24 protein-coding genes and 1 other RNA gene are annotated in these 26,714 nt (G+C 46.8%); 11 read left to right on the top strand and 14 right to left on the bottom strand.

Annotated features, from left to right (window positions below):
* Nucleotides 1–26 precede the first annotated feature (26 nt).
* From maiA to QL234_RS14315, 4 genes are all read left to right on the top strand, one after another.
* Nucleotides 27–665, top strand: a complete 639-nt coding sequence (gene maiA, locus QL234_RS14330; RefSeq protein WP_281558512.1) for a maleylacetoacetate isomerase — start codon at nt 27–29, stop codon at nt 663–665.
* 260 nt (nt 666–925) lie between these two features.
* Complete coding sequence (locus QL234_RS14325) at nt 926–1,828, top strand: DUF3014 domain-containing protein (RefSeq protein ID WP_281558511.1); 903 nt, start codon at nt 926–928, stop codon at nt 1,826–1,828.
* Nucleotides 1,829–2,030: 202 nt separating this feature from the next.
* Nucleotides 2,031–2,127, top strand: an RNA gene (ffs, locus tag QL234_RS14320) — signal recognition particle sRNA small type.
* A 594-nt stretch (nt 2,128–2,721) separates the two neighbouring features.
* On the top strand, nt 2,722–3,528 hold the full coding sequence (locus QL234_RS14315; protein WP_281558510.1) for a transporter substrate-binding domain-containing protein: 807 nt from the start codon (nt 2,722–2,724) through the stop codon (nt 3,526–3,528).
* Between the two features lie 90 nt (nt 3,529–3,618).
* Here the strand turns inward: QL234_RS14315 and QL234_RS14310 are convergent, their stop codons facing one another.
* The 14 genes from QL234_RS14310 to QL234_RS14245 form a co-directional block, all read right to left on the bottom strand.
* Entirely contained in the window at nt 3,619–4,443 is an 825-nt protein-coding gene (locus QL234_RS14310) for a protein kinase (protein WP_281558509.1), read from the bottom strand.
* Between the two features lie 24 nt (nt 4,444–4,467).
* Nucleotides 4,468–7,809, bottom strand: coding sequence for a type VI secretion protein IcmF/TssM N-terminal domain-containing protein (locus tag QL234_RS14305; protein ID WP_281558508.1), 3,342 nt, complete (start codon nt 7,807–7,809; stop codon nt 4,468–4,470).
* Nucleotides 7,810–7,811: 2 nt separating this feature from the next.
* Nucleotides 7,812–8,771: a type IVB secretion system protein IcmH/DotU gene (icmH, locus tag QL234_RS14300; RefSeq protein WP_281558507.1), complete on the bottom strand. Its 960-nt coding sequence runs from the start codon at nt 8,769–8,771 to the stop codon at nt 7,812–7,814.
* A 14-nt stretch (nt 8,772–8,785) separates the two neighbouring features.
* Nucleotides 8,786–10,111 (bottom strand): type VI secretion system baseplate subunit TssK, encoded by a 1,326-nt coding sequence (gene tssK, locus QL234_RS14295; RefSeq protein WP_281558506.1) that lies wholly within the window; start codon nt 10,109–10,111, stop codon nt 8,786–8,788.
* A complete protein-coding gene (tssJ, locus tag QL234_RS14290) occupies nt 10,111–10,692 on the bottom strand; it encodes a type VI secretion system lipoprotein TssJ (RefSeq protein ID WP_281558505.1) in 582 nt (193 codons plus the stop codon). The genes tssK and tssJ overlap by 1 nt, the downstream gene beginning before the upstream one ends.
* A complete protein-coding gene (locus tag QL234_RS14285) occupies nt 10,689–11,339 on the bottom strand; it encodes an FHA domain-containing protein (RefSeq protein WP_281558504.1) in 651 nt (216 codons plus the stop codon). The genes tssJ and QL234_RS14285 overlap by 4 nt, the downstream gene beginning before the upstream one ends.
* Nucleotides 11,340–11,383: 44 nt before the next feature.
* The gene (locus tag QL234_RS14280) at nt 11,384–12,361 is read right to left on the bottom strand and encodes a type VI secretion system baseplate subunit TssG (RefSeq protein ID WP_281558503.1); all 978 of its coding nucleotides are present in this window, start codon (nt 12,359–12,361) and stop codon (nt 11,384–11,386) included.
* Nucleotides 12,358–14,199: a type VI secretion system baseplate subunit TssF gene (gene tssF, locus QL234_RS14275; protein ID WP_281558502.1), complete on the bottom strand. Its 1,842-nt coding sequence runs from the start codon at nt 14,197–14,199 to the stop codon at nt 12,358–12,360. The genes QL234_RS14280 and tssF overlap by 4 nt, the downstream gene beginning before the upstream one ends.
* Nucleotides 14,183–14,704, bottom strand: a complete 522-nt coding sequence (locus QL234_RS14270; protein WP_281558501.1) for a hypothetical protein — start codon at nt 14,702–14,704, stop codon at nt 14,183–14,185. Before QL234_RS14270 ends, tssF begins: the two co-directional genes overlap by 17 nt.
* A complete protein-coding gene (locus tag QL234_RS14265) occupies nt 14,701–16,113 on the bottom strand; it encodes a type VI secretion system contractile sheath large subunit (RefSeq protein ID WP_281558500.1) in 1,413 nt (470 codons plus the stop codon). The genes QL234_RS14270 and QL234_RS14265 overlap by 4 nt, the downstream gene beginning before the upstream one ends.
* Nucleotides 16,114–16,182: 69 nt before the next feature.
* Nucleotides 16,183–17,670 (bottom strand): type VI secretion system contractile sheath large subunit, encoded by a 1,488-nt coding sequence (tssC, locus tag QL234_RS14260; protein ID WP_281558499.1) that lies wholly within the window; start codon nt 17,668–17,670, stop codon nt 16,183–16,185.
* On the bottom strand, nt 17,663–18,187 hold the full coding sequence (tssB, locus tag QL234_RS14255; RefSeq protein ID WP_281558498.1) for a type VI secretion system contractile sheath small subunit: 525 nt from the start codon (nt 18,185–18,187) through the stop codon (nt 17,663–17,665). Before tssB ends, tssC begins: the two co-directional genes overlap by 8 nt.
* Nucleotides 18,188–18,214: 27 nt before the next feature.
* Nucleotides 18,215–18,739 (bottom strand): type VI secretion system tube protein Hcp, encoded by a 525-nt coding sequence (locus QL234_RS14250; RefSeq protein ID WP_281558497.1) that lies wholly within the window; start codon nt 18,737–18,739, stop codon nt 18,215–18,217.
* A 60-nt stretch (nt 18,740–18,799) separates the two neighbouring features.
* Entirely contained in the window at nt 18,800–20,131 is a 1,332-nt protein-coding gene (locus QL234_RS14245; RefSeq protein ID WP_281558496.1) for a hypothetical protein, read from the bottom strand.
* 363 nt (nt 20,132–20,494) lie between these two features.
* Between QL234_RS14245 and tssI the strand changes: the two genes are divergently transcribed.
* The 7 genes from tssI (at nt 20,495) to QL234_RS14210 (ending at nt 26,696) form a co-directional block, all read left to right on the top strand.
* Nucleotides 20,495–22,501: a type VI secretion system tip protein TssI/VgrG gene (gene tssI, locus QL234_RS14240; protein ID WP_281558495.1), complete on the top strand. Its 2,007-nt coding sequence runs from the start codon at nt 20,495–20,497 to the stop codon at nt 22,499–22,501.
* 14 nt (nt 22,502–22,515) lie between these two features.
* Nucleotides 22,516–23,241 carry a hypothetical protein gene (locus tag QL234_RS14235; protein WP_281558494.1) on the top strand — a complete coding sequence of 242 codons (726 nt, stop codon included), beginning with the start codon at nt 22,516–22,518 and terminating at the stop codon, nt 23,239–23,241.
* A gap of 2 nt (nt 23,242–23,243) precedes the next feature.
* Entirely contained in the window at nt 23,244–23,543 is a 300-nt protein-coding gene (locus QL234_RS14230; RefSeq protein WP_281558493.1) for a PAAR domain-containing protein, read from the top strand.
* 86 nt (nt 23,544–23,629) lie between these two features.
* Nucleotides 23,630–24,874, top strand: a complete 1,245-nt coding sequence (locus tag QL234_RS14225; RefSeq protein WP_281558492.1) for a hypothetical protein — start codon at nt 23,630–23,632, stop codon at nt 24,872–24,874.
* A 123-nt stretch (nt 24,875–24,997) separates the two neighbouring features.
* The gene (locus tag QL234_RS14220; RefSeq protein ID WP_281558491.1) at nt 24,998–25,885 is read left to right on the top strand and encodes a hypothetical protein; all 888 of its coding nucleotides are present in this window, start codon (nt 24,998–25,000) and stop codon (nt 25,883–25,885) included.
* A 100-nt stretch (nt 25,886–25,985) separates the two neighbouring features.
* Complete coding sequence (locus tag QL234_RS14215; RefSeq protein WP_281558490.1) at nt 25,986–26,177, top strand: transposase; 192 nt, start codon at nt 25,986–25,988, stop codon at nt 26,175–26,177.
* Nucleotides 26,178–26,210: 33 nt separating this feature from the next.
* Nucleotides 26,211–26,696, top strand: coding sequence for a transposase (locus QL234_RS14210; RefSeq protein ID WP_281558489.1), 486 nt, complete (start codon nt 26,211–26,213; stop codon nt 26,694–26,696).
* The last annotated feature ends 18 nt before the right edge of the window (nt 26,697–26,714 follow it).

Genomic DNA, 26,714 nt, shown 5'->3' with positions numbered 1-26,714 from the left:
CACTTCTGCCACGGGAGAATAACAAAATGAAATTATATGGCTACTGGCGTTCATCCGCCGCTTATCGTGTACGCATTGCCTTGTTTCACAAGGAAATTGAGTTTGAATCTATCCCGGTTCACCTGGTTAAAGATGGCGGTGAACAACACCAGAGCGCTTATGCCGAGCTAAACCCCAATGAGTTAGTGCCGACCTTAGTGGACGGTGATTTAAAACTGAACCAGTCGCTGGCGATCATTGATTACCTGGACAGCCGTTTTCCCGAGAACAGTCTGTATCCGGCGGATGCTATTGAGCGGGCAAAAGTTCAGGCGCTGGCACTGGATATTGCCTGTGAAATTCATCCATTGAATAATTTACGGGTGCAGCAGTATCTGGGCAGCGAATTTTCGCTGGAAGATAAGGACAAGCTCACCTGGTCTCATCACTGGATGAGTAAAGGTTTTGCCGCGGTAGAGGCTCAACTTGCGAAAAGTGCCGGTTTGTATTGCTTTGGCGATATCGTGACCGTGGCAGACCTTTGTCTGGTGCCGCAAGTATACAACGCCAACCGTTTTAAACTGGATATGAGTGCTTTTCCCCATATCAATCGCGTGGTTGAGAACTGCCTGCAACTACCGGCTTTTATTAAGGCCCTGCCGGAAAATCAGGCGGATGCCCAATAAAGCGAACCCGGTTTATCTGGTTGAAAAATGAAAAGCAAAGGGCACGCTCTTTGCTTTTTTATTTTTTGGGCCGGTTTTTTGACTAAATAGAAGGAAATTAAAAATAAATTAAATCTGTTTACAAAATAATTGCCTAAATGCCGATTTGTTGGTTGCAACCTACGGCAAAAAACGTTGCAATAAACATTCTGTTTTACCTTAATCCTTTTTCATCATCCGGGATAACCCGGGATGTCCGTTTTATATATTAATGGGATAACATGGATAATTTAGATCAAACACAAACACAATCTCCCAAAGTTTCTCCCTTGTTGGTCGCCGGCGGCCTGATTATCGCCACCATAGGCGGGGTAGTGGGCTGGCAATATTTTCGTGAAAAACCCCCGGAAGTTCCCGAGCAAGTACAAGTTCAGCCTGAACCGGCCCCTGTGGTTGAGCCTGAAGTGATTGAACCTGAAGTCGAGATCATACCTGAGCCGGAATTAGCAGAAACCGAGCAAATTCAAGCGCCGGAGCATGAGGTTGAGTTAGTGGAAGTTGAGCCTTTACCGACCCTGGATGAAAGCGATCTCTGGCTGCAAGAAAAATTACCGACCATGACCTGGCGTAAGGAATTACTTAAGCTGGTGATTGATGACGATATGATCCGTCGCTTCGTGGTCTTTACCGATAATTTCGCCCAAGGGGTATTAGCTTACGAGCATAGTCCTTTTGTCCGTCCGGTCACGTCATTTTCCGCCAAAGAAACCAAGACTTTTGATAATAAGCATCAGCAGGTATGGGAGTGGGATGAAAACTCGGTACGCCGCTTTAGCCTGTATGTCGATTTACTGCGCTCGATGGAAAGCGAACGCCTGGTTGACTGGTATATCGAACTTAAACCTTTAATTAATGAAGCTTACAGCGAATTGGGCTACCCGGATGATGATTTTACCCATACCCTGCAAGACGCCATTACCCGGGTATTGGACATGGAAATCCCTAAAGAGACCATGGAAGTGATCCGCCCGAGCGTGATGTTCCGTTATAAAGACCCGGAAATAGAAGCCATGGACGATGCCGATAAACTGCTGCTCAGGCTGGGCAAAGAGAACCTTTTAGTGATCAAGTCGGTACTACTTGAGTTAAATGAAAAGTTGGCGCGGGCGGAAAGTAACAGCTAAGCCTGCATAAATCTTTTCGCCACAATAAAACGGCTGACCTGATGTAGGTTGGCCGTTTTTTGTTGTGATAGGTGCTGATTTTTACCTGAACATATAAAAGCTGATGGAAAAATCAGCGGACGATAGCAAAACGTAAAACTAGTGCTTGCATAAGGCTGGGCGATTGGTAATAATGCGCCCCGTAAACATTCTATGGTGACCCTTTCGGTCCCCTCGCAATGATACTCTGTGAACCCGGCCAGATTCGGAAGAAAGCAACCGTAGCAGACGACTCATGTGCCGAGGTGTGGCTGATTGGGTTACCACCACTCTCCCTTTTTTTATGTAAATCATAAGCTTTAATCAATCAACCTAAACTTTTCACGTATAAAGCATCAGTCAATCTGATATTGATTAGAGTTACTAAAAGTATTTCCTGTTTTCTAACAAAGCCGGTGTTACTTTGTTGCCGGTTTATAAATTATAAAAATAACAGCTTATGGCTCAAACGACACCTCTTGCATCATGTGAATCATTCCCTGCTTGTTGGTAACACTTCTTCAAGGCTCTTATGTCTATACTAAGAGTTTACCCAGCATGTATTTTCTTACTTGTTATTAATAAAATCAGCTTAAAGTGCTGGTGTATGGTTTTGGTTAAAAATCAAATGGGTATGCACAGTAATGTTGGTGTTCAAACCGATTTCTAAAGAAGTGAAAAGCATTCCTTGCGCAGGTTCTCTGTGATCCTTTATCAGGAGCTTTTATGGTGTAATAAGTAAATCTTTTGAAAACCACTTTGGTTGATTCAGCTATTTGTAGATGGAAGAAAGTCTTCGTGAAAGCAGGCTGGTTCACGTTAAGCAACAGTTAATAGGAATATGGCCATTTAATAATTAGCTTATCGGAGAACCTATGAGGTGGCTATTGATTTTCTTAGGGCTTGCCACACATGTGCAGGCAGATATGCCTGATAAAATTACTCTTGTGGCACCAAAATATTGGTGTCCTTTTGCATGTGAAGCTCAGGCAGAACAGGAAGGTTTTGCTATCGAAATTGCAAAGCATGCTTTTGCTGAAATGAATATCAAGGTTGTCTATTTCAATATGCCTTATGACAGGGCATTACGGGAAGTTCGCGAAGGAAGCGTAGACGGTGTCATTCCTACTTTTAAAGAGGAAGCCCCTGAGTTTATTTACCCGCAACAGTCAATCTCGGTAACCAAATATTGCTTTTACACCAAGCCTTATAAAAACTGGCAATACACGGGTATACCATCACTTGAAAAGATAAATTTTTTGGCAACTTCCGGTTATTCATATAGCCAGGATATTGATTTATATATTGCCAGTATGAAGGGGAGTCATAGTGTTGAGCTGCTAAAAGGAGAAGATATTCCACAGCGGATGTTTAAGATGCTTGAGTACGAGCGATTTGATGCCTTATTGGATGATAGTATGTTGATTGACTTTATGAAGGCAAATACAGGTCATGGTGCTGATTTAAGAGTCGCGGGCTGTTTAGATGTCATCAATCATGGTTACCTGGCGCTTTCTCCCAAACACAAACCGCGCTCGGCATATTTTGCTGATGTGTTTGATAAAGGAGTCGGTATACTCAGGAGTAAAAATAAAATTAAAGCCATTTTGAAAAAGTATGGGATCGATGACTGGCATAATGAGTTGTTTATACAGGTAAAAGCATCAAAAAAGGAGCTGTAACTTTTACACAGACATGTTGAAATTTACTTGACGTCATATGAACCATAAGGTTATGTCGTGATGGCCTAATTTGCTGCACATCTGTCAAGCCTAAGCGTTAAGTCGGGAAGTTGTCGGGAACTCAGTTGTGGGGCATTGCGGCTTATGCAACAGAATTTTATTAACATCATGTAATACAGATAAAAGTGCCGCTGGAATTAATGCCGGGTCAAATAATCTGGAAAAATCATAATATAAATGGACTGATTCATCAGAAACTTCGTGATGCTTTGTTGCGTGGTCTGAATGTTTTTGGGGCAGGGTGTTAAACGTCACCACATAACAAATAATTAGGTAAGAATACCAGTCGAGTGCTGGCGTATATTCGCCAGAGCCGGTACTTAAATTCGGATGAGAAAAAGAACGAGTGTAACTCAGATAAGGTTTTTCACTGATATCGGATCCCAAGCGGCCTGCAGCACCAAAATCAATCAATGACAGTCCATGCTTTCCGACAACAATATTATTCGCCTTTAAATCTGCATGGATGACTCCTTTTCGGTGGCATAGTGAAATAACCGAAGCCAGTGCTGATAAACAGTGTGTTTTTTCTTGCAGCGATAAAGTTTTTCTTCTGAGCAAAACACTTAAGGTGTTGCCTTGGATATATTCCCTGACCAATACACTGACATGCTGTTCATAATAAAGGCCATAAACCGCCGGAATACCGGGGGTGTCAGCTAACGCCAGCAGCATCTGATACTCATTGTTATTTAAGAATGCTCCTTTTTTGCCGCTGTTTTTTTTACGCAGATGCCAGCAAGCATCATTAATATGATAATCACGACATACGCGTTCCGACATAGGAACGTTAATGCCATAGGCTTGAGTCGACCAGTTGATGGTCGACATTGGCGGGAGTATTATTTTTTTCATCTCTGATGACTCACCGTAGCGGGCTCACAGCAGGTTTGGTACGCTATATTCAATAAATAAAGCCGGATTAAGAGGATGCGCCACCAAAGCGGATGATGTCTCAATCGTCATCTCAACCTGTTTATCCAACAAAGACAGCGTCAATAGGTGGGCACTCTCATTACCTTTTACCTGCTCCCGGCGGCTAAAGTAGTCTTTAAAAGCCCAGCGGAACCAGCTCCAGGCACCGGAAAAACGGGTATGGGTAAAGCCATTGCGGTCCTGGGTCACAAAAACCAGCGGCACATCGGCACTGCCCTGGAATGGCCAGTGCAGTTGGTGCCGGAACTTGGGACCGTGCTGATATTTGAACATAGGGCGTTCCTGTTCCACAGATAATGAAAGTAATTCAGGACTCATTTGCTTAACCCTGAGAAAAACATCAACAGCCAAATCATGCTCGTTAAAAAAGACTGACTGTATTTTTTGTGACTGCCGGATAAAGTCGGCCAGCTGAGGGGCAAACAACCATTGTTTTAAACCGATAAAATCGGGTAAATATAAAAGCCCGTCGGCATTGGTTCTGGCATTGCTCAAATACTGCTGATGAAAACTGTCTACCTTGCCGTTGCGGCCAAAAAAGGTTTTAAAATCAGCCAGTGCTACGTCTTCCTGGCTCAAATGCTGAAAAGGAAAGCGCCCTTCAAGCTGTTGCTGGTAAAAACTTAGCACTTCTGCCTGCCAGCGCTGGTTCAGGTGTGTCTGCACCTGCTCCATATTGAGTTTGTTGACCTCTTTTTGTATCTGCAGACTCAAGCGCTTTGCATAAAGTGGCGTACTGGCTTGCCCGGTGAAATAGGGAAAACCTTGTTTTTTAGCCAGGGCTGTTACCAATGCCTGGTTGTTAGCCGAGTGCACCAGCCATTTTGATACTGTCATATAATGCTCTTTCAAGTTGTTTTTGTCTTGCCAGGCGCGTAATTCTGAAAAGGTGTTGCTAATTTCTTTAGCCATTGAGCTGCGCCGCTTTTCATGTTGATTCTGCTCTCCCCGCAGAGTTAAAAAGTCGATGTTAAGGCCAGGTTTATCGTCTTCGTCGTTGCCAGTGATATCGTCTTTATCTTCGAGCAAGCTGGTGTGGTATAAAATCAGCGAATAATAACTATCCAATGGCGATTCTTGCTGCACCAGGCTGGCCAAGAGCGGGGTTAATGCCTTTTTCGGGAAAGATCTTACGGGACGGGTTTGTTTTTCAAAGCGCTGCCAGGTATCAATATATTTAGCAGCGTAATGGCTGCTGAGAAAGGCATAAACCCGGCGTTTAATTGACGTTAATTCATGTGACGACAGCAGATGGCGATAGGTATCAATTAAATGGTCAATCTGGCCTTCCTGGATGACTTTGTTCAGCTCTGCGAAGCCGTCTTTGGTATAGGCATAAGGCAACTGCAGCTTGTCCGCCTTGATGTCGGAGAAGCTAAAAAAGGCATTATCCAGGAGGGGTTTCATGTCAACCTTCTGAGTAAAAGGAGCCTGGGCCATCAAGGTGTTATAGATATAACGGGGAAAGTCTTTACCTGTTACTTGTTTTTTTAGCTGCGCCAGCATTTCCTCGTTGGCATGCCCGGCCACATTGCCTTGTTGCATTAAATCATGCAACATCACTTTAACCGGTTCGCTGTTTTCACCGGTAAGTGGCAGCAGCGAAGCATAAAAGTCTACCAGCTCATGGTGATCTTCGCGTTTACTGTCAAATAAGGCATTATATTTTTGATGAAGCTGCATATAGGTTTCACCCGAGGTATCTGCCTGTTCCAGCAGCCGGGTAATTTTGCTTTCTAATGCCAGTCGAACAAAGCGCAGTAAATAATCGCCATTGAGCTGGTGATAAACCTGGTTGAGCTTATGTTTGACCTGCTGCTCAGGTAACCAGGAAATAACATAGCCGGGCAGTGTTTGCAGATAGCTTTGGCTGATCTTTTTCAATTGCCATAACGTATCTGTCATCGGGCCAAAGGCTGATAGTTGTTGATCATCACCGGCAAAACCAGCTGCTTTGATGTTCACCGTCTCCAGCATGGCCAGGGCTTTTGCGTCTCTGTCGGCATAAAATTGATAGTTACCGTAAATCAGGGCAGAGGTAAGCACAAACCCGGAGACAATGACACCGTAACCGATGAACTTGCGAAAATAATAACGCCGGTTGGCTTTGGCGCGGGAGCCCACCAGTGGGCTTTCCTGTTGGAAAATCCCCGGGAACAGGGCACCTGAAAATAGCGGCGGCTTATCACAGGGCGTCGATTTTACCGGTATGCTGTTATAACCCAGGCGATTGGCGACATGAAAAGACAGTTGATCTAACTGCTGCTCACTTTGTCCGGCACTGGAAAAAAAATAACCGCGAAAAATAAACTTTTCATTGTTCTGGGCCGGCTCAAACACTTTGGCTAAATAACGTTTCAGCGCCTGCTTAAGCTCATAAAATTGAAAGGGGGCGGCGGCAATTACTTTAATACTCGATGTCTGGATCACAGATAACATCCGGTGGTGATGATGCCGGTATAGCTGGGTAAACAGGGTATCAAAACTGTGTTCAAACCATTTTTCATCGAAATCATCCCCCTCTGCCTTTGAGGTCAGACAGCCGAGTAATTGTTCTTGCTCTGTTCCATCAAGCTCGTCAAGTGGCGCACCCAGTGCAAAGGATTCACAAAAATCCTGCAATGCACACAGCTCGGTAATGGAACAGTACACAGGTAATTTTAACCCGGTCATTTGATTGAGCTGGCCGATCAGTTCACGCTGACAAGCGGCTTTGTCACTTAACATGGCGCTATTGTCAGACAAGATGAAAGGCAGTGGTAAATCAAGCAATATCCCGTTCATGGGTTGTCTGGCGCGATACTTTAACACCAGTGCGGCAAAGGCCTGCAACCCTTTGTCCAGCGCTTTGGCGTCCTGGTTGATCACCACCATGACGGCACTTGGCCGCAACCAGAAGGTTAATCCCAGCACCGGCGTTTTATCCAGAGGCTCAAAACCCATGGCTCTCATCTGCGGCGCAAAATGGTCGTGATTACCGCAAAGGCAAAAGTACCAGGGCATATGGTAGGGATCGGGCTTACGGGTTTTAGCCACCAATTGGGCAAACAACAACTTAAGGGGTTTAAGCTGCTGTTGCTCGTTGTCTACCGCCTCTTTACGCTGTTTATGGGGTAATCGGGACCATAAAAATATCAATGCGCCCAGGGTCAGGTAGATGGCCGAGGTTAACGCAATCACAATCCAGGGCTGGCGGTAGAGCATCAGCAAAAAGATCACCACCAATAAGATAAAACCTGCCAGCAATACCAGCGGCAAGCTCAATGATTTGGTTTTATTGTCCACGGTTAGTTTTCCTTCTGGATTAATCGTTTAGTCGACAATTCGGACGACTGTTCATTCGAGGTGGCCGTCGAATTTGCCGGGTTTAAACTGGCCAAATGGGGCTGGCTTGGGGAAAGTTGTTGTTCAATCGCGATAAGGCGTTGCTGGGCCAATTGCTTATGCTGGTAATGCTGTGTCGCCAACAGGTAACAACAGCCCAGCAGGGCAAGGGTAAAAAGCGATTTGTAATAATGGCGGTGTTTTATCCGCTTGTGTTTTAACTGGCGAATATTGCTACAGCCTATCAGCGGCCTGTCCTGGTGATAAGGCGTACAAGCCTTTTCGCACTCGGCGATCAGCTCATTGATCTTTGTTGGTGTGCTATTACGGTATTGCCCCCGGTAGCCCAGTTTTAAAAACAGGTGAACCAGTTCAATCAGCTGAATGTTCTCTTCGCTATTGGCCAGCACTTCGTCAACAATCTCAAAAAATAATTCACCGCCATTGCAATAACCAAACAGCTCACCCACTAAAGTATGGTTTTCCCAGCATATCGTTTCACCCCAGGGGCAATGAATAATTGCCTCATCAATGGCGACGGCATATAAAAAGCAGACCTTGTTAACCATATCATCGGGTATTTGATAATGTTCAAGATACTGCCGCAATTTAAAGACATCTTGTTTTAAGCCGGCTTTAAAGGTAGATGTATCTTCCGGTTGGGATAAGCGCTCTACTGTGATCACAAAACTTAACAGCGGCATACCGGCTAAAACCAGCAAGGAGGCCTGTTTAAAAAAATCCTGCTGACTGATAATCTCACCCTTGCCATCTTGTTTGGAGGCTAACGTGGAGGATACTTGTGACAAAAGTTCGTGATTGGCGTGGGCGCTGGCGGTGATCACCCGGGTTTTGTTGGCATTGACCGCCAGCGCTTTGGCATTGTTTTCTTCAACTACAGTCTCTTCTTCTAAAAAATTCATGCTGGTATACTCCGTTAACCCAGAATATGTAAATACAGCTCAATATCATTTATGCGGCTGTCTACATGCAGGGCAATGATTTCACGCTGATCAAATAAGGTGCGCCATAAGGGATGCTCAGTATTGAGTTCAAAAAAGGCCATATCCCCCCTGTGATTCAGCCCGTTTGGCGCCAGCGGCAGATACCTTAAAGGAATGCCTGACTGGCCGTTTCTGACCAGCTCCATCAGTTTTTCCTGCCCGGCCAGGCGGCAACTTTTCGGCAACAGTTCACGCAGCTGTTCACGGCCTATTGATGACTTCACCCCGAGTACAAAGCGGTGGTGCTGAATTTTGTGGTGCTCGGTTAATTGCACCCTGACAATACGGCGCCGTTCAAATAAACTGAAATCCCATTCCAGGCTCAATACGCTTTCATTTTTCACTAAGGACAGCTGTTGCTTCAGGGCGGCGAAAATCTGGCTGAAGCCGGCATACATATGTTGCGGGTCTAAGGCTTGGGCCGCATCAAGCGGCTGCATTTCCAGGGCGGCGAGCTCCGCGGTTAAGCTGCTTAATTGCTGATATAAGGTGCTCACTTGCAGCGTAGGTGTTGCCAACGCCAGGCTCAGTTCGCTGCACCAGCGGTTTAAGGTTTGTAAATACATGACATCCATCATCAGGCTTTGCTCGCTGTGATGATGCTGCCGGGATTGGAGTTTAGCCGCCACCTGCCGGTTCATATGTGAGATCTGCAGCACGGTATCCTGTAATTGTCCCTGCAAATAACCGGAGGCTTGTAGCTGCAGGCAAGTGGGCATAAAACCTTTGTCAAGGATCACTTCGCCGCTATTGTTTGATTGCAGGATTTTCCCGACCGGGATCACGGTATAAGCGGATAAATCCTCCCCCTGAAATTTGATCTGTATATTGGTCGTGAACAGTTCGGTATCGCAAGTTTCCAGGGATTGCGCTGCCATATCAAACAGCGGCTGGCTAAATGTCTGGTAGCGACATTTTTTCTCATGGCCGCCAAAACTGACCTTACCCTGACTCAGCAGGGGCAGGGCGAGGTAGATAATGACATCGGCACAATTGACCGGCACATCACGCATCACTTCACCGGGTTCATCAAAACAGGTGCCGTCGGGGAAAATACCGCTTAACTTTGACCAGCGTATTTTACCCAGTGCCAGGGCGGCTTCGTCCCATTTAAAGCGGCTCAGGCCGTAATTGTGTCCCTGGGTACGGTTGGCAAAAAAAGCGGCGATATAACTTTGGGTGTGTTTATCGTTTTGCTGCAGGTGCTGTGGCGTAATGAACATGCCTTCGGACCAGACAACATTGGAGGCAATAGACATTATTGTTCCCTTACCATAGGTGTTTGTAAAAAAACGTTGCTTTGGGCGGCAATCAGGGACAGCTGGAGCTTGTGCAGTTTTGCCACCGGAATAATATCTTTGAATTTACCGCCCCGGTAATCGGAGAACTCGCCGAGCACGGCAATATATTGGGTGGCAGGGTTTAAAAACAGCTTAATCTTATGCTGCTGGCTGGGGAAAAATATGCCCAAATGTTTGGAGCGGATCAGGCTGTCAGCCAATACTTTGCGGTCACTTTCATATAAGTCAATAAACCCCAGCTGGTTAAATTCATCATCGTCACTGAGTTGGTACAAGCGTAATGAAATAGGGTGGCTGACTTTTTCCACCAGGGTATTATCACTGCCGGGCACGCCGTTATCGCCTTCATTGACGACCCGGGCAATATTGATGTTCAAACTCAGCACCTGGTTTTTCTCAAACAGGCTGCTGCAACCGGATAAAGCAAAAACGACAATGGTCAGCATAATCGTCAGCCAAACTGTGTAGATCGTTTTTTGTGTGGCTGTTTGTATCACAGTCAACCTGCTCAGGGGGCGCATACGCTTAATGGCACTCATAATTCTTTCTCCGGTTGGTGGCTGGATTTGGCCAGGCAGGACTTGATAAAGGCATCATCAATTTGCTGCTGGCCGGCATAATTTTTAATGACATTTTCAATGTCGCTTAGGCTGTATTTTTTTAACTCATGCTCGGGTGTTTGCTGATGGTTACCGGCTTGTTCTTGCGGCGCTTCATCACAATCAAGGCCGGTGGATAAAATCTCCTCTTCCTGTTGTTCTGCCATATCGTAATCCTTTGGTGTTTCGGGTTTATCTTTATCCATAAACCCCATTGAAAAGCGTTTTTCCACCTGGGGTTGACTGTTTTTGATCACTTTGACCTGGGCATCAAAATTAGAAATAAACATCTGATAATCTGCCATTTCAAGAATATCTCCGTCTTTAAGTACGCAGGTATTGCCGTAACCAAGCGCTTTTTGATTGACCTTGAGGCCGTTGCTGCTCAGATCTTTAATCAGGTAGTCGCCGTTATCGACCAGGGTGATCCTGGCATGCACCCGGGAAAGTTTTTTGCTGTGATCCGGCAATTGGATCTCGCACTCCAGGCTGCGCCCCAAAGCGCCGCCTATGGTGGGCAGATTAAATTCCCGGCGCTCCAGGTGTTCCAGTTCAGGCGTATTAACTACCTGAATACATATACTCATGCTGTCGCCTCCTTTTTATGAATCGTTCTGATTAACCTGCTCGCTTATGCGGCAATTTTTATCCAGGCAACTTTTTTGCCTGAAGTCCCCAAATAGTGTCCTTTGCCTATCTGAAAATTGCTTCCTAATTCAGGTGCTGCCACATAACTTTGCGGCACGTAAAAGCACAGGTTGAATAGTGAGCAATCGCCGATAAAACTCTTGATAAATAGCTTCACCTCAGTGATAAAATCCCGGTCGCTTTTCAAGGCTAAATAATGTGACTGGCTCTCGGGCTTGATTTGCACCTGCAAGGCCCGCTGATATAACTTCGCCCGCTTGCCTAAAACAAAGGCACGCTTTAATGCGTTATTTTCACCGCGCTTACTGCCAATGCGGGTCAGGCATCCTTGAGGCAAGCCACACTGGCGTACTTCGCTGATATCAAGATTGAACTCACAGCGAAAGTGATGTGTCAGGGTGCGTTTTAAATTCACCGGATGACAATGTTTCATTTGCAATAACAGGCCATAAGGTAAACTACCGTTTACGGCTGATAACGCCGGGGGCAAAGAAACCGCCTGCTCAAAGCAAGGTAAAATAGGCCGGCTGGTTAACACTTGCCGACGATTGTCTGTTTTGTTCGAGTCAGCACCGGCATGCGCCACCAGGGCGCCATAGACCCGGCTGCGATAACTGATTTCATAGGCGCGCTGGTCAAAAATAGTTAAAAATGCCTGCATTGCCGGTGATTCCAGGTAGCGGTTTTTTAATAATTGCTGGTAGAAATAATCCGGCAATACTCCTCTGGCACCGCTGAGCGCTTCAAGGCACAGCTGCAGCATTAGCTTATCGTCATCTTCTTCCACCCCCTGAATTTGCGTATCTGGCCCTAAAGGCGCCAGCTCGGCCGTTAACTGCAAGTGTTTATCCGGTGCAGTGGCCAGCAGCAAACGTATCACCTGGACAAAATCGAACTGTTTGGGCTGTGCCTTAACTTGTGCCAGCAATGATGGCTCAAGGGCTTGATCAAGTGCTGTCATCTTTCATCCCAGGGGGTATATAGTGGAAAATCTATACGGCTGTCATCCAGCCCCAGTTGCCTGACAACCACGCTGATATATCGATCAAACTGGCAAAATTGCTGGTAGAAGCCATTGAGCAATTGGGCCAGCAATCCTATGTTTTTATCGGGGTCCAGGGTAATTTCGATATCGGTGCCGGTGACAAACAGGGGTTGTGAGCCAATATTGACCGGGCGGATCCCCGCCTGATGAGTTACCGCCAATATTGCATCACCGCTCTCGCAATAATGACCGGGAGCGGCCAGTTGAAAAATGGTTTTCAGTGCTTGTTCCGGGGCAGGGTGATCCAGCAAAGCACTCAGTGATGCCCCTAGTAATTTAACCAGGCGCCATTGGCTGCTGCTATCCAGTGACGGATATTGCGGCGCCGTTGGTTTGCTGGTTAAAATCAATTGGCCTGGAATATCCACCGCCTGTTGACTTAAAGCGGCACTGCCGGGTTTGAGGTTACAAGGCAAATTCCCCTGGCAGCACCATAACTCTGCCAGCAAGAGTTTCGCCTGTTGCGGTGCTTGCTCTGTCATAGTCAGCGATAAACGGGTTTGCCATTGCCCTATGGCATCCACTTTTTGTTCACTCTGCCAGCGTAATCCGGCATACAGGGGCTGGTTTTTTTGCTGTTGGGGTGTGCTTTCTCCGGCAAACTCTTCCCGAAATAGCGGAATAAGCTCTTGCTCACCCTGATCACTTAATTCTGTTACTTTGGCTATGCTGATGATTTGCAGCGCACTGTTAACATCGGCTTCGGCGACAACCGGCACATCAAGCTGGCTAAAATCATAAATCACAGGTTCGGCACTGGCACTAAAGCGGTTGAGCACCGGAATAACATTTAGTGCCAGCAAACTGTCATTAAACAAGTACAATAAATGCTCGGGTACTTGTTTCAGGTAGACATTTAGCTGCAGTTTATTGCCCCTTTGCATGCCCATCTCTTTACCCAGTGTTTTGAGGGTGAAAAACCGCCCTTTATCCTGAAAAGCCAGGTAATCCCGTAACATATCCAGACCGCTGAACTGACCTTTGCCATAGGGTAAAATCTGAAAGTCACCGTCGCATAACTTGCTTTGCAAGCGGTCAGGGGCAATTAACTGTTCATGAACCGGGGAAGTGCCGGTACTTTCCTTACTGTTTGGATTGCTATCAACCCCGGTTAAGGTGATCGCGACACATTGGGTTAACAGCAGCTCTATGATATGCCGGCTTTCCCTTTCGTCTCCCTGAATGAAAAAGTCAAAATCACCATAGTTGGTGCCGTAAAAGTCCTGAGCTAGAGTCAGTTCAATAGACAGCTTGGCATTGGCCTGGTGTGCGAGGCTGGGCGGATCACGATGAAAAGGTGCGATTTCGATATTGACACCAGCGAGTTGATAAGGATTAACCTTGATTGGCGTGGTGGATAAAAATTGCACTACTTGTTTATGCGGACCGTTAAAAGCGAACTCGGTAGCGGCAGGAATGTTAATGGCATGAGTTAACTGCTCTGTTTCTGCTTGCTCATCTTCAGGCGGGGCCAGTGCCAGGCAGGCAAAAGATGGTGTGATTTCAAGCATCGCCGGATATAACAGCTGCAGTAATGCCGAGCCGATCCGCGGCATCTGTTGATCCAGGCGTTGCTGGGTATTGGCCATTAACAGGGCCATGCCATCGATTAAACGGCTGATATCCGGGTCTTCTCCCTTGAGTCCCAAATCTCTGGCAGCCCCGGGATATTGCAGGGCGAACTGATCCAGTGACTGGCGTACGTAAGCCAGCTCCCGTTCATAGTAACGTTGTTGTTCACTGGAAATTGTCATTATCCGACTCCTTTATACTCAGGGTATTCATATCAATATCCAGCTCAAAGGCTTCTGCTTCAGCGCCGTCGAAGGTGCTGTAATCTTGGTGTTGGTGCGACTGGCAATATTGTGCGATCAGCCGGGGATCTATGTTGGCGCTCAGGTGAAAATGCACCGCCTGCTTATTATTCGGGTGCTCGATTACCAGTACTTTGATCTGACTCAGGCGGGGTTCGCTAAACGCGATGGATTGTGCCAGTTGCAAGGCAAAATTATCGGCATCCATAAAACGGTTATTTGACTGGATATCAACCACGCCATAGCGCCAATTGGAACTTTGTATCTGTGCTAAGCGACGATCCAGCACCACCATAGGGGCTTCGCTCTGTAATAAAGACTGCAAATTGAAGCTGATAGACTCAAACAGGGCATTTTTACCGTTAGCCTGGTTTGTTGTCTCCTTGGCCCCGGCATCGCTGTTATCACTTGACTGTTTGGAGAAAAAGGCCTGACAAAAACTCATGCTATACTCTCCTCTGGCATAGCCTCCCCCGGCGCATCTTCAGGGGAAAATACTTCCTGGCCGTCTCTGGTGTTGAGCACTACTGCACCATTAAAACTGTCGAATTGATACTGTGGCTGCAGGCAGACATCGGTAATATAACGGCCGCTGATATATTCGGACTCAGTGACTGTGATACTCGCCATACGCAAGGGATAGCGGGTCAGTATTGCCTCATCGGTTGAAACCACCTGGGAGCAATATTGCTCTATCCATTGTTGCAGCTCTTCCTGACATTCCTGTACCGAGTGGTAACTGCCGATCAATTCGCGCATTTTGGCTTTTAAACAATGGCCGATACGGCAGCACAGTAGGCTGGTTTGCAATAACGCTATAACCTGCTCATTGTCATTCTCCGTGTGCCATAACGAGCGGTTATCGACATAAAAATAACGTTCACTGAGCGGATTGCGGGTCAGGGGAATAAATCCCTGTTGGGCATAAAACTGTGCTATGTTGCCAAACAGGCGCACCCTGGGTTGAGGGGCCTGTAAATGGCTGTTGTTCTGGCTGCTTTCATCGCCTGAACCGGCATCCGGCGGCAAGTTCAGCAATGCCCCCTGATATTTTCCCTGCCAGCGGGATTTCATAAAACCAAACCAGCCAATGCGCTCAAATTCACGGATAGCAGTAGTCACAAAACCGAAGGCGGCATTGCCCCAAAGCCCGTCGCCTTGTTGCTCGCTAAACATAAAGCCGATATTGAGCTGATGATAACCGGGGCGTAATTGCAACGACGGCATCACCAGCCCTAAAAAGCGCGATAACGGCTTATTGCGCAGTTGTTGCCAACTGTTAAAATCAGGACCGTTAATGATACGCTCGATACGGTTAATGTCTGCCAGCCAGTCGGCATTGGCGCTGCCAAAAAAGTCGTCTGCCGCCGCCAACACCACGGGAGATAAGAGCATTTCACCGAGACTGCCCAGTAACTCCAGGGTATAGAGCTGGTCAAACGTCTCTTCTCCTTGCTGATCGATATTAACCTCATGGTCAACCACCAAAATACCAAAGGGCTCTCCCCCCAGGGTATTGAGCTCATCGGGAGCGGTTTTACGGTATATCAGGCTGCGTTGCAGGGCTGCTGACTGGTTGAGGTCTTTTGACAGGTTCAGCCAGTCAATATCCAGCACCTTGACCTTGACCCGTCTGGCATTGACATTTAACACCAGTAGCGAATGCAGATTGCGCCAGCTGGCTTCCAGGGTGCGAAAACACGGTTCGCTTATGATGGCGCTTAACTGCGCGGACAATTGCCGGTCAAGCCGGGCCAATACCCGCACCAGCAGGTATTTCAGTTGCCGTTTTGACAGTGAGTTCAGTGTTGATAACTGCTGCTCCTGCTCAGATGTAAACTGCTGCGTCGCCATAATAAACTTCCATCATAAAAAACCTTATCAGATCGCAAACCCTGGATCCTAAGCCCGTAATTCAGCTGTCTAACCCGGCAGTTTTGCCACCATGCGAATGGAACTGGTCAGCTCTTCCATTTGCAGCCAGGGCTGCAGGTAGGCTACCGCGGTATATGCCCCGGGTTTGCCCGGTTGTTCCACTACGGAGATTTTACTGGCCGCCAAAGGAGTACGTGCCCGCTCGGCATTGCCCAGAGCACCGGCATTGGTGTACTGGTCGATCCATTCCTGTAATTCTTTTTGAATATCAGGCGCTTCCATGCTGGAGCCAATATTGTCCCGGCCAATGACTTTTAAGTAATGGGCGATGCGGGTTGCCGCCATCACATAGGGTAAACGGGCGGAAATCGCAGCATTGGCGGTGGCATCATCCTGGGTATAGGTTTTGGGTTTCTGCACCGTTTGTCCGCCCATAAATACACCGAAGTTGGTGTTTTTTTCATGGACCAGGGGTAAAAACCCCAGGTCGCTGAGCTCTTTTTCCCGCTCGTCGGTGATATTGATCATGGTGGGGCAATGCTGCACCGGATCGCCGGCATCGGACTTGTAGATGAGGGACGGCAGGTTTTCGACTTTGCCGCCGTTGTTTTTACCGCGGATGGCGGTACACCAGCCAAATTCACTGAATGCCTGGGTCATTTTCAAACCGGCGGCAAAAGCCGAGTTAGACCATACCAGTTGATCATCGCTGGTCGGGCGAGGTTTGCCTTCGCTGTCGAGCGCCATTTCTTCATAAACAAAACTTTCTGCCTCCAGGGACTTTTTGCCGTAGGGCAGACGGGCCAAGGTGCGGGGCAGGGTTAAGGCAACATAACGGGCGTCATCGCTGTCCCTGAATGCGTGCCAGGCAGCATATGACGGCGATTCAAAACCGGTGGCAATGGGTTTATGCTCATTAAAGGTTTTAAAGCTGTCGAGCTCAAACATTTCTGCCCCGGCGGCGGCAATAAAAGGGGTATGGCAGGCCGCTGCCGTTTCTCCCATATAACGCAGCAAATTAATATCGGCGTCGCTGTTGCTAAATTCATAATCGCCAATTAACAAGCCATAGGCTTCACCGCCGCTGGTGCCGTATTCTTCCTGGTAAATGGTTTTGAAAAAGCTGCTTGAGTCTACCGAAGCAACGTCTTCAAACTGCTTTTGTAAGTCTTTTTGGCTAAAGTCCACTACCTTGATTTTCATTTGCGGGCCGGTATCTGTGTCCCCCACCAGGCCATATAAACCAAGCCAGCTGCCTTCAAGTTTTTGAAAGGCATCGTTATGCAAGATTTCCGACATTTGCTCCGATAAACATTTGTCGATATGTTCAATAGCTTTTTCAATAGACTGGGTGACATTGCGATCCCAGACCACGACATTTTCCAATGCCTGGTCGATCACATTTTCCACCAGCTCCCGGGAAAGGTCATTGGCGGTTTGCGGCATGGCATCTATGATTTGGTTGAGCAGGCTGGCCTGCTCATTGCCATCGCTGTAGTCGGCTTGGGCTGTTGCCTCCATGGTAGTATCACTCATCGCTGCTCTCCGTTTCAGTTTGTTTCTTGGTCTTTAAGTTGAGCTCTTCTGACAGCAAGGCGATGGCCTCGTTGTCTTGTAAAAGGTTGTTGAGTAAGCCGTCAAGTTCGCGCGAACGGTCAACTTTGGAGAGCAAGGTTTTCAGTTTTACCCGGATGGCTACCAGTTTTTTTAATGGCTCTACCTGTTCGATAATTGAGTCGGGTGAAAAGTCTTTAATCGAGGTAAAGTTCAGATCGACATTAAAGCGGCTGTCATCATTTTTCAGGGTATTGTTGACGGCATAGCTCAGCCGCGGGGCAATACGTGTCATCACCTGATCAAAGTTATTTTTGTCAATATTGATGTATTCGCGGTCGGCCAGGGCGGGTTTGTCTTCTCTGTGGGCTGAAAAGTCTCCCAGTACCCCTACCACAAAAGGCAGTTCTTTGGTTTGCACCGCGCCGTTGGTTTCAACATCAAAGGTAATGCTGACGCGGTTTTTACTGACCCGCTTATGTTGTGAATTTAACGCCATTTTAGTTCTCCTTGAGGAAAAATAGGATTATAAAGAGGCCCCTGAGACCATTTCGGCTTTAGGCACGTCGTAGGTAACGGTGGCATTTTTGCTGACCGTGCCTTTCTCATCTTCGGTGTGAAAGACATTTTCGATTTTGGTATAGGTCAGTGAAAAACTTTCGGAAGGTTCGCCGCCGGCATGGGACTGGGTTTGATAGTTGGAAATTCTACAGCCGGACAGGTTATAGGTAATATTTTGCGATACCCCCTTGCCGTCACGGGACGGTTTAGTGACAAAAATATTAACCCCTTTGCCTTCATTGCCGGGAGAATACAATAAAGTGATCAAATAAGGGGTAGCGCCGTCACAGGTGCGGCTGATGTTCAGCTCTCCCAGGACCACTATGCCCTTGTCGGCATTGTTGGCGTTACCCACTTCCACTGAGGTGCCCCTGACGGCGCCCCAGGAAATGCTGTCGAGTTTAAACAGGCCTTTTTTCTTGTCTATCTCAGTGACAGTTGCGCCGCCGTCTACCTTGTCGAGTTTATCGATTTTCATAAAAATGGACATAATATGCTTCCTGTATTGTTGCTTGTGTTGTGTGTTAAAAGTAATCGTTAAGGGGTGAAGCTAATCATCTTCGGGTGGCGACAGGTTTTTCAGCCCCACCAACAGCTCGCACCGGCTATACGCCTCTTCGTTATCCCCGAGTAATTCCGCCATGACTTCGGCCAATGAGGTGTGGCCCCAATGGATTGCTCGTTCTAGTTGAAAACTGACCGGGCTATGGGGTTCGGTGCGGGTAAAAAAATCGGCCAGCTGTTGCAAATAAACAAAGGCTTGCTCGCGGGTTAAATCTTCCGGTTTAAATAAAACGGCTGCCGCTTGTTGCGCTTCTTTTAAAGGCGGAGTTCCCTGACTGGCTGTTGCCGGTAACTTGTCAACCAAGGCTAATGCTGCCTGTGCTTCTTCGGGAGGCTGCAAGGGGTTATTCACCTGCGGCGAAAAAGCTGTTGTCGTTGTGTTTTCTATTGCCTGGTGATTGCTTGTTGGAGTCGCTGATAGTAGATGTTCGCTAAGTTTCAGCTGGCCTTTGCTCAGGCTGCAAATGGCCTCTGCCAATTGCTGAAGCGGGCTGATAAGAAACTTGATATCAAGTTTAGAAAAACAGACTTTCCCGCCTGTGGTTGCCGGCATATGCGGATGTTGGCTCAGCTGCTTTAAGGTGTGCTCTATGGCTGTGAGCAGCGTAATTGAAGCGTTAATTTTTGCTAACTGTTGGGTGAGTAACCGGGCCGAATTTTCGCTTTGCTCCCCCTCGATGTCTTGCTGAAACTGCTTTAAATGACCATATTGGCGGGCGTTGAGGTAATGAAAATAACGCTTTTCACCGCATAGGGGCAAATAAGGCAAAAAACGGGTTAACAGGCCGCTGTCACGGTTTTCCCCCAGCCATTGCAACAGGGTGTTTTGATAGTGTTCAAAGACTTGTTCAACCTTGCTGGTGGCGGCTGTTTTATCTCCGGGGGGGGAGTCGAACTCTTCATTGTCAGGCTGCTCAGGGCTTATTTCTTCAAGGCTTATTGTTTCAAGGTAGGCCAGCCCCTTTACCAATACCTGGTGGATTTTTTCCAGCGACTGTTCGAACCCATCGAAACCAGCTGGTAGAAAAATACTGGCCATGTTTAACCAGCAACACAGGGTGATATCGCCGTTATAGACAGTTAACTCTTGCTCGCAGGCTTGATTAAAAGCTTGCCAGGCCTGGTTGTTGGCTTGCATCAGCCGGGGATCCGCTTGGGATTCAGGAGTTTCAAACAATACGCGAAAACCCGATTGCGCCTGATTAAATAGATTGCGTAAACGGCTATAAAGCGGCGCATCCTCTTTGAGCACTGGGCTAAAGTAATCCGCAGGCAAAACTGTGTCTGCTGTTGAATGTGCCTGAGAGCTGGTTGCCATAAAACTAAACCTTTTACCGGATGTCAGTGACGTTGAAATATGTTGCTAACTCTAGCAATAAATCTCCCGGCAAAAAGCGCAACATTGTGATGCAAACGTGAAGATTTTCTTAACATTTGCATCACAATTGTTCGATAGCGTTTGGCATCGGCTTGCCCTAGAGTAAAAAGTGTTCCTCAGGCGGGCAGTGAATGAAAAAGCACTTGTTTATTCATGAAAAACAAATCGTCTGATAAGCGCTAAACAGCCTTGTAAGGCGATAGGTTTTCTGGGGAGCGCAGAGAAAAGAGTATAGGCGCATGACCGGCAGGGTTTATAGCAGCAAGTATCATTATTAATCTTTGGGATAAGGCATAAGCAGCAATGAAAACTCACTTACAGTTAAAGGACAGCAAAGGTAACAGCTACAACGCGTATAACATGCGTTATAGCTCGGTTATGTCCCAGGGTTATCAATTGCAGGTTGAGCTGGAATTTGACCAGGAAGAAAATCTGGAAAAAGCCCGTGAGCTATTGGGTGAATTTGTCAGCTGCCAGCTTTTTGCCAAATCTGATTGCCAGGGAGAGCCGCTGTTTAGTCGCAGTGGTTTAGTGCAGCAATTGTCTCAGTTGCCTTTTAGCCATAACCGCTTGCAACTGATTGCGGTGCCTTTTATGACCTTGTTGCATCACAGCAACCGTTTTCGTGTTTTTCAAAACAAAAGTACCGCCGATATTGTTAAATCAATACTGGATGAAACCGGCTTTTCCAGTTGTTTTAAAATGGGCAAGATGCCCAGCAGCAAGCGGGAATTTTGTCTGCAATTTGACGAAAGCGACGGCGACTTTGTTAAACGTTTGCTGGCCGAAGAAGGCATTCACTTTTTTGACCAGCAACTGAAAGAGAATTACCAGTTGCATTTTCACGATGCCAGCCTGCCGTTTAAACGTGAACAAATTATCAAGCTGGCAAGCGATAATAAACCGGATATCAGCCGGGCTCGGCTCAGCGACTGGCAGCAACAATTGCAGTTTCATGGCCAGCAGCTACAGCTGGGTAGCTGGGATGACAGCAAAGGCAAATGGGTTGCCAGCAAGGTTTTAAACAGCAGCTTTGCCAACGGCAGCAGCAAAGGCCTGATGCATTATCATTATCCTGCGGCCATGGTGGGGGAAGCCTGCGACAGCAGCGCCGCCAATGCGCTGGTGAAAAAACGCCTGTTGCAAAACCAGTCAAACTACCAAAGCTTTACCGGCACTACCGACAGCTACGAGATTGCACTGGGACAAACCATAGATGTAAAAGATCAGGGGTTGTTTTTGGTGACCGGTGTTGAAGAAAGCTTTGCCATCGACGATAACAATGGCGGAGTATACCAGTGCCGGTTCGATTGTATCCCCGAAGGCCAGAGCTTTTTCCCCGAATTTATTCCTAAACCCCAATTAAACGCCTTGCAATCGGCGCTGGTGGTGGGCAGCAATAAGGCCAAACCCAATCAGGATGCACAGGGCAGGGTGCGGGTTAAATTTCACTGGGACAATAGCGACGGCGATAAAACCAGTTGCTGGTTGCGGGTAGCGCAACTGATGGCAGGAAAAAACTATGGCATGCAGTTTATTCCCCGGGAAGGCCAGGAGGTCTTGGTGAACTTTTTGGGGGGGGACCCCGACAAACCTGTGATCACCGGTTGCGTATATAACCAGCAACAACCGGTACCCGATGCCAAGGCGAATAGTACCGTTTCTACCATTCGTACCCAGCTCGATGGCAAGGCCAACGAAATTGCCCTCGATGATAAAAAAGATGCCGAAAAACTCAGCCTTAATGCCGGACGGGACTTTGAACTGACGGTTGGTAATGATGCGTTAACTACCGTTACCGGAGAATCTAAAAGCACCATCAGTAAAAAGTTTACCCTGGTTTTAGAAGATGATGCCGATATCAAGATCAGCAAAAAAGCCGATACCCAGAGTAAAAGTTATAGCGTTACCGCCGAAGACGAATTAAAGCTGGTGGTTGGTGATAACCAGTTGATTATTAATAAAGACGGCATTGAGCTTAAGGCGAAAAAAATTGAACTCAGTGCCGACAAGGCACTTAAGACTAAGGCTGAATCGATAGCACTTGAAGCCAAGAAAAACCTTAGCGCCAAAGGTAAAAACATCACACAAAAAGCCAGTGGCAAACTCACCATGAACAGCACCCAAGCAATGTTACTGGACAGCAAAAATAAAATCACCTTAGCCAGTGTTCAAGACCTGGGATTGAGCGCCAAGGCAGGGCAGTTTAAAGGCGAAGGTAAAATGGGAATGAGCCTTAAAGGTTTGAAAATTGATATTGCCGGACAAGCCATGGCTAATGTTAAAGCGCCCTTAGTTAAAATAAATTAATAGGACTGAGCATCATGGATAATACGCTTTCTAATAAAGAAGCCTCTAACAAACAAGGCATTGATAAACAGTCCGTTTATAAAAAGTTCCCCTATGCCAGTATTGAACCTTTATTAGTGCATTTTGACTTAAGTGAACAGGCGCTGGAACATGTCAAACCGCAGATGCCACCGGCCGAAGCGCTGGCACAATTGTGGACGCAACAACTTTATATTGATGCCATCAACCTATTGGCTTACAGCCTGCCGCGACGGGAAAGTATCTGGTGGGCCTGTCAATGTTTAACTTTACGTCAGGCGGTATTTTCTGAGGTGCAAATTGCCTGCTTGGACAATGCCAAACTCTGGTTGCAAGACCCGGTGGAGGTATTACGCCGCCGCGCGGAATATTATGCAAAACGTCTTGGTAGTGATTGTGGCCCTGGCTGGCTGGCGCTGGCGGTGTTTTGGAACGGCAGCGGCAGTATTATCGCCAGTGGTGAGCCTGAGGTGATGCCTAAGCCGTTCTTATATGCCGCTGCGGTTGCAGGTGCGGTTAACCTTACCGGGGTTAAACCGGAGCAATCCGAAACCGTATTGTCGGAATATTACCGGCGGGTGTTTGATAGCGGGCTTGATATCGCCAGCGGTGGCCAGGGCGTTTTGTCTGCGGATATGTTGACTGAGAATAGGCTGAGTGTTGGTGATGAAGAAAACGAGCAGATATTGGCAGAGGAAACAACCATGGACGAGGAAGTCTAGTTATGGGTACCCCGGTTGCAAGAATCGGCGATATGCATCTTTGCCCTATGGTCACGCCCGGTACACCGCCTATCCCTCATGTTGGCGGGGCTGTTGTTGGCCCGGGGATTCCAACGGTATTAGTGAGCAATATGCCGGTGGCGACTTTAGGGGATAATTGTGTTTGTGTTGGGCCGCCGGATGTTATTGCTATGGGGAGTCCGACTGTATTGATTGGTGGAAAGCCGGCAGCCAAGATGGGCAGCACTTGTGGTCATGGTGGGAGTATAGTGGTGGGCTTTCCCGGGGTTTTGGTGGGGTGAGGGTAATCACTGCTTTAAAAGGGCTATGACCCTAATTATTCCTTCTTTTTTATTTAAGAAATGTTGAACGAGACAGGGCTAAGGAAATGACAAGAAATCACTGGGTAGAGAAAAGAACCGATGGAGAGAGTAAAAGACCTGTACAGCCTGGGAAGGTTAATAGGTCCACTAATCAGCCCACAAATACAAATGGAATATGGTACTACAATCATCTGGCAGCGGCGACAGGAGATATTCGCGCGTACGCTATATTGGGGTTATACAATAGAATTAAAAATCCACAAAGTCGAGTTTCGCTTATTGTGAAAAGCGGCATGAGTGGATTTATGCAGAAATTCCTGACCGATTGTCATGTAAACGTATTTCCGGAGGTAGGAGATTTACCCCGACCGAATAAGCAGGCACCGAATTATTGCACCTACGCGAATCCTGGGAATTTATTCGAATTCCAAAAGGACGTAATGAGTGCAGCTGCCAATGTACCACAAGAAGTTAGGGAACTTAGTAACTTAAATATGGTAATACCTCTGGTGCGTACTTCTCTGGGCGTACAAACGGGCTTAATGGGGACAGACACTTTAATTATACATGTAAAACCTAAAGCTTATAATGGCCTAAACTGTGGGGATCGGAAAGCTGGTATTAATTATCATGAGGAACATAAACTCAGTTACACACTCTGCTTGGCGTTGGCTAAAGTAGCGTTAGGCGCGGGGTGGAAAGTATGGATAAATGATGATCATAATCGAATTGGCGATAAACCGAGTTCGGCGTTATCTGGGGACACATATGATCGAGCAGACAACATTCTCTTGGCTGCGGGATATACACAGGAGCGTATAGATTTTATGGATCTATGGGGAACTATTGAATCCACCCCTCGCCAAGGCTTAACAATGCGCGAACAATACATAAATATGGCTAATTACGGGACAACTAACGTGAGGCACGTCGGTGGCCGGAGCGGGCACCTTGAGTTTATGATGTATCTTGGACAAAAAGTCTACTATTGTGAAGAGCCGGGAGCACAAGGGGCTAACCGGATTTTCACCACATTTGGTACACTACAGTACCAAGGTGAAACTCTTATGAATCGATGTGTGATGATTCCAACCACGGCAGGCGGGAGGGCTGAGATGGAGTACCGCTATGAAGCCACACAGTTAGCTCGGTTCGAATGGCTCTTTAGTAACACAGCTCAGTATCCAAGAGAAGACGGGCTGTTAGTCGACCGGAAAAGTAGGGTTCCTGTTAGTGAGAGTAGTGTGGATCGATACAAGGTTATAGCTTTAAAGGAACTAGTGACTAAGCTAGGGCTTCCTGAAAAATAAAAGGAAAATAAAAGGGGCCGAGCCGAGATAAAAAGGGTCAGAGCCGAATTAAATGAAGAGCGATCACTGATTTAAAACGGTTCAGATCCCTTTATTCTTTGCAATTTAATTTGAGGGAACAATATGTTGAACCATTATTATTATGCATTTACATGTGAAGGTGATTTAATTTATCAAGGTATAAATGAGAATGCAGCTCGTTTGTTAAAAAATAAAAACATGGACTTTAATACATCGGGAGCAATAATATTTAATAGTAATACACAAGTTCAAAGGCTGATTGAGGTGCAACAGGACTTATTAGTGCGGCTAGTATCTGAGAGACGGGATTGGGAGCAAAATGAAAAAATCGCGAAGGACGAATGGACTAAACGCTACAACATTTTAACGAACCCTAATATTGATGAAAGGGAGAAGATACGAGCAAAAGGTACTGTTGCAGGTTGTGAGGAAGCGGATGCGGATGCAGTTTATTGGGGTGAACAAATCTTAATAAACTTCTGCCAGCAGCGCGCTGCGAAAGAGACTAAACTGGTGATAGATGGACCGAACAACGGATTAGCCAAGCTAAATAATAATTGTGTTTTAAGTATTCTGGGACATGGCAACAAACAGCTAGCCGAGCTAACCTCTAACAGTTCAAAAACAAATCCTATTTCCATTTCTATAATAGATTTAGCTGCTCTGCTGAAAAACAGCCATCTGACGAGGGAGTTCATGCATTTTAGGTTAACTGCGTGCGCGGGTGCGGAGTATAGGGCAATTGAGAGGGCAGAGGTGTGCGCAAAAAGCTCAATGCATTTTGTGGAGGTCATGGACAACCCTAACTCTATTTCACGTACTAGCATGGCGGGGCAACTGCTTCTAGCATTGCGCGAGACATTTGGATCTGCTGTGGTGAAAGCGTATCCTGGGGAGAGTATTATGTTGCCTAGAGTAGATGGAGTGATGGCGGTGCGTATAAACGGAGAGTATTATCAAAGGGGGCGTGTGGCTCTAACTTTTAGATAAAAATAAAGAATAAAAGGGGTCAAAGAATAAAAGGGTTCAGAGCCGAATTAAGTGGTCTATGCTGTGAGGTATAGGCCATTTTTATTTAAGGGGGAGGCAAATGCCAAGGAAACCGAGAGCTTCGGCGGCAGGGGTTCCAGAGCATGTGATTCAGAGGGGGAATAATCGTCAGGTTATTTTTGCCAATGAAGAAGAACAGAAAGCGTACATGACATGGCTGAATCAATATGCAGAAAAATACCAAGTAGCGGTTCATGCCTGGGTGTTAATGACCAACCATGTTCATTTATAGTGCACGCCTAGCAATAGCACAGGTATATCGCAGATGATGCAGGCGCTGGGGCGTATGTATGTGAGGTATTTCAACAAGTGTTATCAGCGAACTGGCACGTTATGGGAAGGTCGATACAAGTCTTGTTTGGTAGAGGAAGAAACTTATCTATTACAACTTTATCGTTATATTGAGCTGAATCCTGTGAGAGCGGGGATGGTAGCCGATCCGGGTGAGTATCGTTGGTCTAGCTATCAATGTAATGGGCTGGGTAAAAAGAGTGATTTGTTATCAGCTCATGGGTTGTACCTAGCACTAGGTACGACGAATAAAGAGCGGCAAACGAACTACCGTGAATTGTTTAAGTATCATGTTGAAGGCAAATTATTGGACGATATCAGACAGGCAAGCAACAAGGGGTTGGCGCTGGGTAATACATGTTTTATTGCAGACGTTGAAGCCATGACAGGAAAACGGTTGGTTGAAGGAAAAAGAGGAAGGAAGATAGGATGGAGAAAGCAAGCAAAGGGCAATCACTAATTTAAAAGAGACTGTCCC

The sequence above is a fragment of the Thalassomonas sp. RHCl1 genome (assembly GCF_947387555.1).
Lineage (GTDB): Bacteria > Pseudomonadota > Gammaproteobacteria > Enterobacterales > Alteromonadaceae > Thalassomonas.
This window is presented reverse-complemented; position numbering and strand designations above follow the sequence as displayed.